We start from the raw sequence: 13,289 nt of genomic DNA on the forward strand, positions 1-13,289 counted from the left end.
TGCTCCGGATAAACGGGAAAGCAGATGCGGGGCGTCGGCAAATTTTTCAAGAGTGCCCTGAGCAGCAGACAAAACCGGGCACGCTCCGTGCCTCGCATAGGAATAGTCCGCGAGTCACTCGTGCAGCACATGCGTTCAATGCGCGTCCTTTCAAGGAGCCAACCGTCATGAATCCCACCGATCATTCCTCCGCCTCTGAGGCGACCACCGGGCCGCAGATCGAATCCCTCAGCGCCATCACGCTTGCCACGCGCGACATGCCGCGCGCCGTGCTGTTTTACGAAGCCCTCGGCTTTCCGATGAAATTCGGCGGCCCGCAGGAGGCTTTTACCTCGTTCGAGTTCGGCGGGTCGTATCTGAACCTGATTGTCGATTCACGCGCGCCGGTCAACTGGTGGGGCCGCGTGATTCTGTACGTGTCAGACGTCGACGCGCTATACCGTAAAGCGCTGACGGCGGGACTGAAGCCGTCGCTCGAGCCGTCCGACGCGCCCTGGGGCGAGCGCTATTTTCACATCAGCGATCCTGACGGCCATGAGATCAGTTTCGCGAAACCGTTGCGTTAGCCACGGTTGGCGGCTTGAAACTCGCTATCATGAGAAACCCCCAGCATTAAGCGCGGCGTCGCCTCGGTAACACGGCTGACACCTCGTGCTTCGATAATCAGACGCGTTCGCGTCGCGTTTCTCGCCGCGCGCCTAATCATTTCCGTTGCAGGAGAGCCGCAATGAAAGAGCAGGATCCCAGACCTGAAGCCGAAGTGATGGCCGAGCGGCAACGCCGTTTCGAGGAAGACCTCATCGACGCCTACGACGAGGAACTCGAGATGGAGGTGGACGACCGCATCATCGACGGCGCGGAGGGCTTCACGCCCGAGCATCGCGAAGCGCGCAAGGTGTACTTCCGCGAGCTGTTCCGCCTGCAAGGCGAACTGGTCAAATTGCAAGACTGGATCGTGCAGACCGGACATCGCCTGGTGGTGATTTTCGAGGGACGCGATGCGGCCGGCAAGGGTGGCGCAATCAAACGCATCACGCAGCGCCTCAATCCGCGTGTCTGCCGCGTGGCGGCACTGCCTGCGCCGAACAACCGCGAGCGCACGCAATGGTATTTCCAGCGTTACGTGTCGCATTTGCCGGCCGGCGGCGAGATGGTGCTGTTCGATCGCAGCTGGTACAACCGCGCGGGCGTCGAACGCGTGATGAATTTTTGCAGCGACGAGGAATACGAAGAGTTTTTCCGCTCGGTGCCTGAATTCGAAAAGATGCTGGCGCGCAGCGGCGTGCAGATTCTCAAATACTGGTTTTCGATCACGGACGAAGAGCAGGAAATCCGCTTTCAGAACCGTATCCACGATCCGCTGAAGCAGTGGAAGCTGAGTCCGATGGATCTGGAAAGCCGGCGCCGCTGGGAAGCCTATACGCAGGCCAAAGAGGTCATGCTGCAGCGCTCGAACATTCCCGAGGCGCCTTGGTGGGTGGTGCAGGCCGTCGACAAGAAGCGCGCGCGCCTGAACTGCATTCATCACCTGCTGAGCCAGGTGCCGTATCACGAGATCGAGCATCCGACGGTCGAGTTGCCGTCGCGGGTGTATCACGACGAATATAGCCGTCAGGCGGTGCCGGCTTCGATCATCGTGCCTGAAGTGTATTGATCGCAACGTAGCGTTGTTCTGCCTGGAAACAAAAAAGCGCGGCTTCTGCCGCGCTTTTTCTTTATGCCGTTCGATCGATTCAGAACACCATCCGGAACACCCAGTACAAGCCTGCCGCCAGCGCGATCGACACCGGCAGCGTCAACACCCAGGCCATGATCAGGCTGCGCACGGTGCCCCATTGCAAGCCGGAGCCGTTTGCCGCCATCGTGCCCGCTACGCCCGAAGACAGCACGTGGGTCGTCGAAACGGGCAGGCCGTACATGTCGGCGGCACCGATGGTCAGCATCGCGACGAGTTCCGCCGAGGCGCCTTGACCGTACGTCAGATGTTGCTTGCCGATCTTTTCGCCGACCGTTACGACAATCCGCTTCCATCCCACCATCGTGCCGAGACCCAGGGCGATCGCCACGGCCACCTTCACCCACGTCGGAATGAACTTGGTGGCGTGATCGGTCTGCGCCTTGAAGTTGTCGATGACTTTAACGTCTTCAGGCGAGAAGACCGGCTGTTTGGCTTTGTCCATCAGGCGAATGGCTTCGGAAGCGACGTACATGTTGTTGCGTACGTTGTCGACGATGCCTTGCGGTACTGCGGCCATCGAGCCCGATGCGCCGACCTGATTGCCGATCAGATCGGTCAGCTGTTGCAAGGCCGGCACGGTGGCCGGCGTCAAGTGACGGGTGCGGACGTACGCTTCGACTTCGGCGCGCGGATTCGCGGGCGACGCGACACCCTGGGTGTATTTGCCGAGGGTCGTCGAGGCCTGATGCGCGACCGCGAGGAAGGTTTGCGTTTGCTCCGGCGTGACGGCCTTGTTCAACGCATAGGCCGTCGGCACCGTGCCGATCAGGATCAGCATGATGAGCCCCATGCCTTTCTGACCGTCGTTAGAACCGTGTGCGAACGAGACGCCCGTGCAGGTCAGAATCAGCAGGCAGCGAATCCAGAACGGCGGCGGTTCTTTGCCCTTCGGTTCGGCATACAGCGCGGGCACGCGCACCACGGCTTTCAGAATCAGCAGCAGCAAGCCCGAGGCGAGAAAGCCGACCAGCGGCGAAAACAGCAGCGACTTGCCGACGCCGAGCGCCTGGTTCCAGTCCACGCCGCTGGTGCCGTTCGAGCCATGCATCAGCTGGTTCATCAGGCCGACACCGATGATCGAACCGATCAGCGTGTGCGAACTCGACGACGGCAAGCCGAAATACCACGTTCCCAGATTCCAGATGATCGCGGCGATCAGCAGCGCGAAGACCATGGCGAAGCCGGCGCTGCTGCCGACTTGCAGAATCAGCTCGACGGGCAGCAGTTGCAGAACGCCGAAGGCGACTGCGCCAGTCGAGGTCAGCACGCCGAGGAAATTCCATGTGCCGGACCAGACCACCGCCGCGTTCGGTGCGAGCGAGTGCGTATAGATCACGGTGGCGACCGCATTGGCCGTGTCGTGAAAGCCGTTCACGAACTCGAATCCGAGCGCGATCAGCAAGGCAACGCCGAGCAGCAGATACGGTAAAACCGAGCTTTCCCGGACGGGCTGCAAGTCATCCATCAGATTGACTGCACAGTAGACAGCGCCGACTGCGATCACGACGAGAAAAACGATGAGGCTGATACTGCGCCCCTTTGGACTTGCAGTTCCCGGTTGCGGATACGAAAGTTCCGGCATGGCGTGTGCCTCGAAAAGTTTGTCGCGGAACTACCGATCCTGCGGGGCCGGTATGTCGTAATGATGACAATAACGTGACGCCAGACGGGGCGTGGCTTCGCGGCAGCACGTTGCAAAATTCGCAGCGCGGCGTCTGGACGGAAGTTCTGAAAGTGGCCGATCCGGAAGCTCAGACGTCCGAAAGAAACTATGGGACGGTCGAACTGCGCATCGGCGAGCAGGCTGAGGGATGCTATGCGTCTCAGCTAGGAAAAGATGCCAGGAGCCGCCAGGACCTTTTTTTGCTAGGCTTTGATTACGCCGTTTGAAGAGCGTTTTCCAAGGGGAGCTATGAAGCAGGCGAGCCCGAAGGTGATCCGCAAAGCCGATCGACCCACTGAAAATGACAGCCCGGCCGTCGGGCAACCCTCCGCGCAGGCCGCTTTCACCTCGTTCGCGGCGCCGCTCGTCGACGATGCCATTGGCTATGCCCATGCGGTGCGAGAAGACGCTTCGCCCGAAGCGCTGCACAAGCTGCGGGTTTCACTGCGGCGTTTGCGCTCGCTGTGGTGGGCATTCGAACCCTTGCTCGACAAAGGCGAAGGCACCCGTCAACGCGCCTTGTACAAATATCTGGCGACGGCGGCTGGAAAAACGCGCGATTGGGACATCCTGATCGAACTACTTGCCCAGGAAGACGTCAGTGTGCGCACAGAGGTTCGCGAGATGGCACCCAAAATGGGCGAGGCTCGCGACAACGCGTTCACGGCAAGCCGTGAGACGCTCTCGAACGCGGACGTGAAGCATCTGCTGCGTGAGGCGCTTACGAGCGCTTCAACGACCCTGAACACCTCTAACCAGCGCATGCCGTTGCGCAAGTTCGCCAAACAGCGAGTGGCGGCATCGGAGCGGTCGTTGCGCAAGAGCGTGAGACGTGCAGCGCGCGCGAGGCGTTCCAACTATCCCGCCTTTCATGCTGTCAGGAAAGCGGGCAAGAAATTGCGCTATCTGCTCGAGTTCTTCGAGCCGATTCTGGGTGGCGGCCGCAAGCGCGCGCTCAAGCGTTTGAAGCAGATTCAAAAACGCTTCGGTGCACTCAACGACTTCGTCGCGAGCGAGATGTTGCTGCGTGAGAATGCAAGCCTGCTTTCCGCGTCGAGCGATACGGAGGCGGCGCTCCACTGGCTCAAGCAGGAGCGCAAGCGCCGCATGCGCGCGGCGGCTGGGTTGTTGCGTAAGCTGTGATGGGCGGGAACTGCCTGGCATACATCGGTGCCGGGCGATTCGGCTAACGACATAGGCCGAGCGTCCGCATCGCAATCAGGGGTGCGGATCTTTTGCAAGGAGGTGCTGCGCAGGTGCCACATCAAACGCTTTCGCCGCGTCGACGGTTGCGCCAATTCGTGCGCGCTGCGGGAATCGGCGTGTCGCACTATGTGGGCAATCATCCGTTTTTCGCCGGGCTGGCCGGCACGCTCGTGGCCGTTGCCATGGCGGGATTGACGCTGCTCACACTCAGCGATGGCCGCATCGAGGCGCTCGATCACGCGCGCGAGACTTCGCAGAATATCGTTTCGATCATGTCCTCCGACCTCGAACGCAACGTCGAAATCGACGATTTGTCCTTGCAGGCGATGGTGGACGGCGCCCGCAATCCGGCCTCCTGGACTTTGCCCGCCGACGTTCAGCGCGCCGTGCTGTTCGATCGCGCGACAACGGCAGCCTACCTGGGCGGCGCTTATGTGATCGGCCGGGACGGGCAGGTGATCGCGACGCAGACCGGCGAGGTCAAAGGCTCGGTTCGTCTCGCCGATCGTGACTATTTTCTGGCGCATCAACGCAGCCCGTCGGTCGGACTGTATTTCTCGCATCCGTTCCGCTCGCGTTTGCGCGACGGCAAACTCTCGATCGGTCTCACACGGCGCATCGACGATGCCGCCGGCGCGTTCGCCGGTGTCGCATTGCTGGCCATCCGCATCGAATACTTCCAGAACCTGCTCGACCGGATCAACACCGGCAAGCAGGGCTCGGTGTTCATCGTGATGGACGACGGCACGCTGCTCGCACGCAAGCCATTTGCGCCGAACGATATCGGCGGGAGCATAGCGAAGTCGCCCACCTTCCAGAAAATGGCGGCCCGTGATGCGGGCACCTATGTCGCTATTTCGGCCGTCGACGGCGTGCGCCGCATGTACACCTACTCGCGCGTGCCCGGCACGCCGCTGATCGCCGTGGTGGCGCCCGCCGTGGACGACGTGCTGGCGCCGTGGCGGCATCGCGGCGTGATAGTCGGCGTGTTGACGATCGCCTTCGGCGCGGTCTTCGTGATGGTTTCGTGGTTGCTGGCGTTCGCGCTGCGCGACAAGCTGCATGCGCAGGCCGCACTGGTCAGGCTCGCCGCAACCGACCCGCTCACGGGTCTGAGCAACCGGCGTGTGCTCGACAGCCGGCTCGATGAAGAGTGGCGGCGCGCGCGGCGCACCCGGCAACCGCTTTCGGTGCTGTTCATCGACGTCGATCATTTCAAGCGGTTCAACGATACCTACGGCCATGCGAGCGGCGACGAGGCACTGATCGCCGTGACCGAATGCATCACGGCGGTGGTGCGCCGCTCGATCGATGTGGTGGCGCGCTACGGTGGCGAGGAGTTCGCGGTGGTGTTGCCGGAGACGTCCGTCGAGGGCGCGCTCCAGGTGGCCGAGAAAATCCGCCGCAGGGTGCAGAACCAGAGCATCGCCCAGAGCGACGGCGAAAAGACGGCTGTGACGGTCAGCATCGGCTGTGCGACTTCGGTGCCGGCCGACGGCGTCAATGTGCTCGATCTGCTGGCCGCCGCCGACCGTCAACTGTACGCGGCCAAAGCGGCCGGCCGCAATCAGGTCAGCTCGACCGCGCGCATCGAGCGCCCGGTGACCCAAGGCTCGCCTTCATAGGCGGATCGGGATTACACGCTCTGACCGCTGCGGGGCGCAAAGCCTCGCAGCGTGACCGCGCCGCGCAAGTCGCCGGCCGGTTCGGAAGCGCGTTTGCCGGTGACCAGTTCATCGACCGGGCCGAGCGGCTGAACCGGAAAGCCGCGCCGCTGCCATGCATCGAGACCGCCGCGTAACGCGCGGATGCGCGTGTAGCCATTGCGGCGCATCTGCAGGGTGATTTCGACGGCGGTCGCGCTGTCGGGGCAAATGCAGTAAATCACCATATCGTGCGCCCGCAAGGCGCCGTCGATCTGCTCGGGCGAATGCGGGTCGAGCGCCAGCGCGCCGGGAATGCCGCTTTGCGCATCGGACATCGACGCTTGCGGGCGGGCGTCGAGCACCTTGGGTGCGGCGATCCTGCGCCAGCCCGCGATTTCCGGCGACATGTCGGCGGCCGCCGCGGCCGCGAGACGGCGGCGCGCGCGACGCCGCTGCAACAGGCGATAAGCCAGATAGGCCAGCGCCGTTGCCAGCAGAATGTCGATGACCGTGCCGCCACGGCTTCTGACGACGGCCAGCAGCATATGGAGTTGCCGTTCGGCCGCCGCGCCGCCGAGCAGCCAGAACGTCGCCCATGCCAGCGCGCCGAGGAAATCCCAGGCGGCGTAGATGCGCGTGTCGACGGCGGTGGTGCCCATGAGCGGCGGAGTGATGAGCGCGAGGCCGGGGACGAACTTCGAGATCGACACGAGCGGAACCCCGAAGCGCTCGAACAGCGCGCGCGCTTTTTCGACCTTGGCATCGAGCGCGGGAGAGATCCGGCCGAGTGCGGCGATCAGCTTACGTCCGTAAAGGCGGCCGGCGGCGAACCATGCGCCGTCGCCGAGCAGCGCGCCACAGACGGCGGCGGCGAGCGTCGGCCAGAACGGCAGCGTGCCGGCGGCGATTGCCGAACCCGCGAACAGCAGCACGGGAACTGCGGGGATCGGCACGCCCAGACGCGTAACCAGCACGTTGAGGAACACGATCGCGCCACCCCAGGTGGATACCGCCGAAGACGGAAATTCTACCAATTGAGAAACTCCTGTTTTTAGCGGTAGGACCGGCCACCTGCAGACGTTTTTTTACACGGATGCAAAGTGTGTTCCCGAAGCGCGTTTTTTGGAGCTCCTGGATTCGACGGAGCATTCCTTACGATCAGGATACTCGAATGGTCCTCCGCGACTCTCTGCAATTTCGTTCAAGACCGCGTGGTTGCGCACGCCTAAGCTGCGTCCTCAATATGAAAAGAAGAGGACGGCGGCATGAATTCACGCTATATGGGCTATCTGTTTTGCGCGCTGGCGATGATCGGCGTGGGCAGCACGGTCGTGGTCAGCAAATCGATCGCGGCCGGCTTGCCGCCGTTCAGTGCGACCGCGCTGCGCTTCGCGATTGCGTTCCCTGTGTTCGTGGTGGTCATGCGCTGGCGTGGCGTGCGCTGGCCGCGCCTCGACCGGCGCGACACCTGGCTGGTGATCGCGCAGGCCGGCGCGGGCAGTGTCGGCTATACGGTGTTGCTGATCAGCGGGATGAAGCTCGCCTCCGCCGCCGACGCCGGTGTGATCGCCGGCACCTTGCCGGCCGTGTCGGCGGCACTCGCCATGTTCGCGCTCGGTGAGCGGCCCGCGCCCGCGCTGATCGGCGCAATTCTGCTCGCCACGATCGGCGTGCTGGTATGCACCGTACCGGTCGATGCGTTCACCTCGGAGCATGTCGAAAGTTCGTTGCCGGGTAATGCACTGGTGTTCGCGGCAATCGTCTGCGAGTCGCTGTTCATTTTGCTCAACCGCAAGTTGCGCACGGCGGTCGCGCCGCTGCCGCTGTCGGCGTTGATGTGTGGGATTGGTTTCGTGGTGGCGATCGTGCCGGCCTGCTTCGAAAAGCCCTGGACATTGCCGGTCGATACAGGCGCACTGCTCGGCGTGTTGTATTACGCGCTCGTGCCGACCGTGGCGGGCTTCGTGCTCTGGTATGCGGGCGCCGCGCGCATCAGCGGGGCGGAAGCGGGCTTGATGACCGCGCTTGTGCCCGTGAGCGCGGTGGCGTTGGCCGCGCTCGTGTTGCACGAGCCGGTCAGCGCGGCGCAACTGGCCGGGGTGGCGTGCGTGCTCGGCGCGGTGCTGCTTGCCAGCTTTGGCCCGTTGCGTTCGACCCGTGGTGCGGCGTGAGAAAGACGCCTGCCGACTCAGGTATTCGCGACCGCGACCACACCCGGATTGCCGACGATCGACAGAAACTCCCGGCGCGTCGAGGGATCGGTACGGAAGGTGCCGAGCATGCGCGAGGTGACCATCGTCACGCCGGCCTTGTGTACGCCGCGCGTCGACATGCATTGGTGCGCCGCTTCGAGAATCACGCCGACGCCGGCCGGTTGCAGCACGTCGTTCAGCGTGTCGGCGATCTGCACCGTCATCTTTTCCTGGATCTGCAGGCGCTTGGCGAAAGCATCGACGAGCCGGGCCAGCTTCGAGATTCCCACCACCCGATGCTGGGGCAGATACGCCACGTGCGCCCGCCCGATGATCGGCACCATGTGATGTTCGCAATAGCTTTCAAAGCGGATATCTTTCAGCACGATCATCTCGTCGTAGCCGTCCACTTCCGAGAAGGTGCGGGCAAGGATCTCGCGCGGGTCGACCTGATAGCCCGCGTAAAACTCCTCGTAGGAGCGCACTACGCGCGCCGGCGTGTCGAGCAGGCCTTCGCGCTCAGGATTGTCCCCGGCCCAGCGCAGCAGCACGCGAACCGCTGCTTCAGCTTCCTCCCGGCTCGGGCGTTGTGCCTCGGCTGCGGGTTTGCTCTTTTTTGCCTTGCTGCTGGTCATCCGTGAGTCCTCCGGGATCGCGCGCCGAACGTTCAGGCGCGTGCGGGTTCAGTAGTTCGATAAGTGCGGCCATTGTTCCATGTTTTGCATCGAATCGTGTCGATGCCCCTTTCGGCGTCGGGGCGCAGGCCCGACGCCGACCTATTTGGGCCACTCGTCCTTAGCGTCGTTGAAGAGTTCGGCGACCACGCTACGCAGCCAGGTTCCGCGCGGGTCGTTGTGAAACTTGCGATGCCAGTGCTGGCGCAAATCGAAGCGCGGCAACGGCAGCGGCGGCTCGACCAGCGTGATCGACGCATGCTGCGCGACATACGCAAAGCCGATCGCATGCGGCACCGTCGCGAGCAGATCGGTGCGCGCGAGAATGAATGGCAGGCTCATGAAATGCGGTGTTTCGAGCACGGCGCGCCGCTTGATGCGCTTCTTCTCCAGGTATTGTTCGAGGACTTCCTGGCTGCGTCCTTCGGAACGCACGACGGCATGACCCGACGCCACGAATTGCGCGAGTGTCAGCGGCGCCTTCGCGAGCGGATGCCCCGCGCGCATCAGGCAGATGAAACGATGCGTGAAGAGCCGCTGCTGAAAGAAGTTATTGCCCGACAGATCGGGAAAGTAGCCGACGGCGAGGTCCACGTCACCCGATTCGAGTCCACGTTCCACATGGGATGGCGGCAGCGTCACCGAGCGCAGATTGGCGTACGGTGCGCGCTCCGCGAAGAGTTGCAGAAGCCGCGGTAGAAAGACGATCTCGCCGACGTCGGAGAGCGCGATCGAAAAGGTATGCGTGCTGGTAGCCGGATCGAAGTCCTGCACGTCGAGCATGCCCTTTTCGATGCGTAGAAGCGCGTCGCGCGCGGCGGGGAGGATCGCAAGCGCACGCGGGGTCGGCTCCATGCCTTTGGAGGTGCGCACGAAGAGCGGATCGTCGAAGTAATCCCGCAAACGGCCCAAGGCGGTGCTCACGCGCGGCTGGCTCACGCCGAGCTGCTCGGCGGCGCGGCTGACGTTACGGGTGTCCTCCATCGCGACGAGGAAAGGGATGAGGTTGAGATCCAGATTTGTCTCTGACATGTCGTTTGCCACCGCCCGCGCGGGGGTGCGTTATTCGATGTGGAGATAGAGGGTACCCCAATAATCGCTTTTCTGAATGCCTGTCCGGCAGCAACCAGCCGGCGGAATCCGCGTCGAAAACCTATGATTAAGGGAAAGCCCCTGCCTTGACAAGCAACGCGCCGGGCAACCATAATCGCCTCAGCGTTCGCTAAACGAATCAGTGTTCATATATAGAACAAATTTCGGGGCGAGCAAGATCAAAGGCGTGAGCCTGCACCGCCCTCAGAGGAATCGACATGATCAACAAGATTTTCGAGTCACTTCAGTCGGCGGTTGCCGACGTCCAGGACGGCGCGACCGTCATGATCGGCGGCTTCGGCACGGCCGGCATGCCGTCGGAGTTGATCGACGCGCTCATCGAACAGGGCGCGCGCGAACTCACGATCGTCAACAACAATGCAGGTAACGGCGATATCGGCCTCGCGGCGCTGCTCAAGGCGAAACGCGTGCGCAAGATCATCTGCTCGTTCCCGCGTCAGACCGATTCGTACGTGTTCGACGCGTTGTATCGGGCCGGAGAGATCGAGCTCGAACTGGTGCCGCAGGGCAATCTCGCGGAGCGCATTCGGGCGGCAGGCGCGGGCATCGGCGGCTTCTTCACGCCGACCGGGTATGGCACCAGGCTCGCCGAAGGCAAGGAAACGCGCTTGATCGACGGCCGCCACTATGTGCTCGAATCGCCGTTGCATGCGGATTTCGCACTGGTGAAGGCGTATAAGGGCGATCGCTGGGGCAACCTCGTCTATCGCAAGACGGCCCGCAATTTCGGGCCGATCATGGCGAGCGCCGCGAAAACGGCGATCGTGCAGGTGTCGCAAGTCGTGCCGCTCGGCGCGCTCGATCCGGAAGAGATCGTTACGCCCGGCATCTTCGTGCAGCGCGTGATCGAAGTGCCGCAAGCGGCCCATGCGCCGATGCCCAACCCTCACGACGCTGCCGCCTGACCCGGAGACCGACATGAAAAAACTGACCCGCGATGAAATGGCCAAGCGCGTGGCGCTCGATATTCCCGAAGGCGCTTACGTCAATCTCGGCATCGGCGTGCCGACGCTGGTGGCGAACCATCTCGCCGCCGACAAGGAAATCTTCCTGCACAGCGAGAACGGCTTGCTCGGCATGGGCCCGGCGCCCGCCAAAGGCGAGGAAGACGACGAACTGATCAATGCCGGCAAGCAACACGTTACGTTGCTGACGGGCGGCGCATATTTCCACCACGCCGACTCGTTCGCGATGATGCGCGGCGGCCACCTGGACTTCTGCGTGCTCGGCGCCTTTCAGGTGTCGGCCACGGGCGACCTCGCCAACTGGCACACTGGCGCACCCGATGCGATTCCGGCAGTCGGCGGCGCGATGGATCTGGCGATCGGCGCGAAGCAGGTCTACGTGATGATGGAACACCTGACCAAGCAGGGCGAAAGCAAGATTGCCGTCGAATGCACGTATCCGGTGACGGGTGTCGGTTGCGTCGACCGCATCTACACGGACCTGGCGATGATCGATGTCACGGATAAGGGCCTCGTGGTGCGCGAGATTTTCTCGGACATCGATTTCGATGCGCTGCACGAGCTGACCGGCGTGCCGCTGATCGACGGCACCCAGGCCGCAGGCGCGGCCTGACCCTGGCCACGTTGCGGCCGCTGCGCCGCAACGGCTCGCTGCGCATAAAATGCACGGCGACACTTCCACTTTCGATTCCATCGATCATCGACGCCACCATGCTCGACTCCAGCGCCCGTTTGACCGGCCTCCTGTGCGGCACACAGCCGATGAACGACATCTGGTCGCCGCGCGCCACGTTGCAGCGGATGCTCGATGTCGAAGCGGCGCTCGCGCGCGCTTCGGCGTTGCACCAGGTGATTCCGCAGGCGGCGGTCGCGGCGATCGAAGCCGCCTGCCACGCCGATCAACTCGACGCCGACGCGCTCGCGCGTGACGCCGCGCTCGGCGGCAACCTCGCGATTCCGCTCGTCAAGCAACTCACTGCGCGCGTCAAAGCGGCGGACGCCGAAGCGTCGAAATACGTGCATTGGGGCGCGACGAGCCAGGACATCATCGACACGGCGACGGTGCTGCAACTGCGCGATAGCTTCGATCTGCTCGATCGCAGCCTGCAATCCACCTGCGATGCCATTGCTGGACTCGCCGCCGCTCACCGCGCCACGCCGATGATCGGCCGGACCTGGTTGCAGCAGGCTTTGCCCATCACACTCGGTCTGAAGTTCGCGCAATGGCTCGACGCGTTGCTGCGTCACCGCGACCGGCTCGACGCGCTGCGTGAGCGCGTACTGGTGCTTCAGTTCGGCGGCGCGGCCGGCACGCTGGCCAGTTTGCGCGACGCCGCACCTCGAGTCACGCAAACGCTGGCGAACGAACTCGGCCTCGCCGTACCCACGCTGCCGTGGCACACGCAGCGCGATCGCATCGCGGAAACGGCCGCGTTGTTCGGCATGCTGATCGGCACGCTCGGCAAGATCGCGCGCGACATCTCGCTGCAGATGCAAACCGAAGTCGATGAACTTGCCGAGCCGGCCGCCGCCGGCAAGGGCGGTTCGTCGACGATGCCGCACAAGCGCAACCCGGTCGGCTGCGCGGCCGTGCTGACCGCCGCGACCCGCGCGCCGGGCCTCGTCGCCACGGTGCTGGCGGGCATGGTGCAGGAGCACGAGCGCGCGCTCGGCGGCTGGCAGGCCGAGTGGGACGCATTGCCGGACCTCGCGCGTCTCGCGGGCGGCGCGCTCGCCAATATCGACCAGATCGCCACGGGTCTGAATGTCAACGTGCCGCGTCTCGCCGCCAATCTCGACATCACGCATGGCCTGATTCTCGGCGAAGCGGTGATGCTCGCGCTCGGCGACAGCATCGGCCGGCTCGATGCGCATCATCTCGTGGAGCGCGCCTCGAAAGCAGCGATTCGCGACGGCAAAACGCTCTTCGGTGTGCTCGCCGCCGATCCGGCCGTGACCGCACATCTTCCGCTCGATCGTCTGAAGCAACTGCTCGATCCCGCTCAATACGTCGGCCAGGCCCACGCCTATGTGGATGCCGCGCTCGCCCTTCACAGCAAGCGCGCCGAGCGCGCTTCCAATCAGGAGTAAC

The 13,289-nt window shown here is 63.5% G+C and carries 12 protein-coding genes; 8 read left to right on the top strand and 4 right to left on the bottom strand.

Annotated elements, in window-relative coordinates:
• Nucleotides 1–167: 167 nt before the first annotated feature.
• Both FQ705_RS09680 and ppk2 read left to right on the top strand, forming a co-directional pair.
• On the top strand, nt 168–566 hold the full coding sequence (locus tag FQ705_RS09680; protein WP_144140204.1) for a VOC family protein: 399 nt from the start codon (nt 168–170) through the stop codon (nt 564–566).
• Nucleotides 567–727: 161 nt separating this feature from the next.
• Nucleotides 728–1,654 carry a polyphosphate kinase 2 gene (gene ppk2, locus FQ705_RS09685; RefSeq protein ID WP_144140206.1) on the top strand — a complete coding sequence of 309 codons (927 nt, stop codon included), beginning with the start codon at nt 728–730 and terminating at the stop codon, nt 1,652–1,654.
• Nucleotides 1,655–1,733: 79 nt separating this feature from the next.
• Here the strand turns inward: ppk2 and FQ705_RS09690 are convergent, their stop codons facing one another.
• Nucleotides 1,734–3,320: an inorganic phosphate transporter gene (locus FQ705_RS09690; RefSeq protein WP_144140208.1), complete on the bottom strand. Its 1,587-nt coding sequence runs from the start codon at nt 3,318–3,320 to the stop codon at nt 1,734–1,736.
• A 330-nt stretch (nt 3,321–3,650) separates the two neighbouring features.
• Here FQ705_RS09690 and FQ705_RS09695 point away from each other — a divergent pair, with 330 nt between their 5' ends.
• Nucleotides 3,651–4,544 carry a CHAD domain-containing protein gene (locus FQ705_RS09695; protein ID WP_144140210.1) on the top strand — a complete coding sequence of 298 codons (894 nt, stop codon included), beginning with the start codon at nt 3,651–3,653 and terminating at the stop codon, nt 4,542–4,544.
• 113 nt (nt 4,545–4,657) lie between these two features.
• Nucleotides 4,658–6,232, top strand: a complete 1,575-nt coding sequence (locus FQ705_RS09700; RefSeq protein WP_144140212.1) for a sensor domain-containing diguanylate cyclase — start codon at nt 4,658–4,660, stop codon at nt 6,230–6,232.
• Nucleotides 6,233–6,243: 11 nt separating this feature from the next.
• Here FQ705_RS09700 and FQ705_RS09705 read toward each other — a convergent pair whose 3' ends face one another.
• The gene (locus FQ705_RS09705; protein WP_144140214.1) at nt 6,244–7,287 is read right to left on the bottom strand and encodes a VTT domain-containing protein; all 1,044 of its coding nucleotides are present in this window, start codon (nt 7,285–7,287) and stop codon (nt 6,244–6,246) included.
• Nucleotides 7,288–7,518: 231 nt separating this feature from the next.
• On the opposite strand from FQ705_RS09705, the gene FQ705_RS09710 reads away from it, so the two are divergent.
• Nucleotides 7,519–8,424 carry a DMT family transporter gene (locus tag FQ705_RS09710; protein ID WP_144140216.1) on the top strand — a complete coding sequence of 302 codons (906 nt, stop codon included), beginning with the start codon at nt 7,519–7,521 and terminating at the stop codon, nt 8,422–8,424.
• A 17-nt stretch (nt 8,425–8,441) separates the two neighbouring features.
• Here FQ705_RS09710 and folE read toward each other — a convergent pair whose 3' ends face one another.
• Nucleotides 8,442–9,080, bottom strand: coding sequence for a GTP cyclohydrolase I FolE (gene folE / locus FQ705_RS09715; protein WP_144140218.1), 639 nt, complete (start codon nt 9,078–9,080; stop codon nt 8,442–8,444).
• A 141-nt stretch (nt 9,081–9,221) separates the two neighbouring features.
• Nucleotides 9,222–10,151 (bottom strand): LysR family transcriptional regulator, encoded by a 930-nt coding sequence (locus tag FQ705_RS09720; protein ID WP_144140220.1) that lies wholly within the window; start codon nt 10,149–10,151, stop codon nt 9,222–9,224.
• A 278-nt stretch (nt 10,152–10,429) separates the two neighbouring features.
• Here FQ705_RS09720 and FQ705_RS09725 point away from each other — a divergent pair, with 278 nt between their 5' ends.
• From FQ705_RS09725 to FQ705_RS09735, 3 genes are all read left to right on the top strand, one after another.
• Nucleotides 10,430–11,137 (top strand): 3-oxoacid CoA-transferase subunit A, encoded by a 708-nt coding sequence (locus FQ705_RS09725; RefSeq protein WP_144140222.1) that lies wholly within the window; start codon nt 10,430–10,432, stop codon nt 11,135–11,137.
• Nucleotides 11,138–11,150: 13 nt separating this feature from the next.
• Nucleotides 11,151–11,810, top strand: a complete 660-nt coding sequence (locus tag FQ705_RS09730; protein ID WP_144140224.1) for a 3-oxoacid CoA-transferase subunit B — start codon at nt 11,151–11,153, stop codon at nt 11,808–11,810.
• 98 nt (nt 11,811–11,908) lie between these two features.
• Nucleotides 11,909–13,288 (top strand): 3-carboxy-cis,cis-muconate cycloisomerase, encoded by a 1,380-nt coding sequence (locus FQ705_RS09735; protein ID WP_144140226.1) that lies wholly within the window; start codon nt 11,909–11,911, stop codon nt 13,286–13,288.
• The last annotated feature ends 1 nt before the right edge of the window (nt 13,289 follow it).

It is taken from the genome of Paraburkholderia sp. BCC1884, from assembly GCF_900996225.1.
GTDB lineage: Bacteria > Pseudomonadota > Gammaproteobacteria > Burkholderiales > Burkholderiaceae > Paraburkholderia.

Coding starts and splice junctions, on each gene's coding strand:
- FQ705_RS09730 (WP_144140224.1), top strand. CDS start 11,151: ATGAAAAAACTGACCCGCGATGAAATGGCCAAGCGCGTGGCGCTCGAT.
- FQ705_RS09720 (WP_144140220.1), bottom strand. CDS start 10,151: ATGTCAGAGACAAATCTGGATCTCAACCTCATCCCTTTCCTCGTCGCG.
- FQ705_RS09690 (WP_144140208.1), bottom strand. CDS start 3,320: ATGCCGGAACTTTCGTATCCGCAACCGGGAACTGCAAGTCCAAAGGGG.
- FQ705_RS09680 (WP_144140204.1), top strand. CDS start 168: ATGAATCCCACCGATCATTCCTCCGCCTCTGAGGCGACCACCGGGCCG.
- FQ705_RS09735 (WP_144140226.1), top strand. CDS start 11,909: ATGCTCGACTCCAGCGCCCGTTTGACCGGCCTCCTGTGCGGCACACAG.
- folE (WP_144140218.1), bottom strand. CDS start 9,080: ATGACCAGCAGCAAGGCAAAAAAGAGCAAACCCGCAGCCGAGGCACAA.
- FQ705_RS09710 (WP_144140216.1), top strand. CDS start 7,519: ATGAATTCACGCTATATGGGCTATCTGTTTTGCGCGCTGGCGATGATC.
- ppk2 (WP_144140206.1), top strand. CDS start 728: ATGAAAGAGCAGGATCCCAGACCTGAAGCCGAAGTGATGGCCGAGCGG.
- FQ705_RS09725 (WP_144140222.1), top strand. CDS start 10,430: ATGATCAACAAGATTTTCGAGTCACTTCAGTCGGCGGTTGCCGACGTC.
- FQ705_RS09695 (WP_144140210.1), top strand. CDS start 3,651: ATGAAGCAGGCGAGCCCGAAGGTGATCCGCAAAGCCGATCGACCCACT.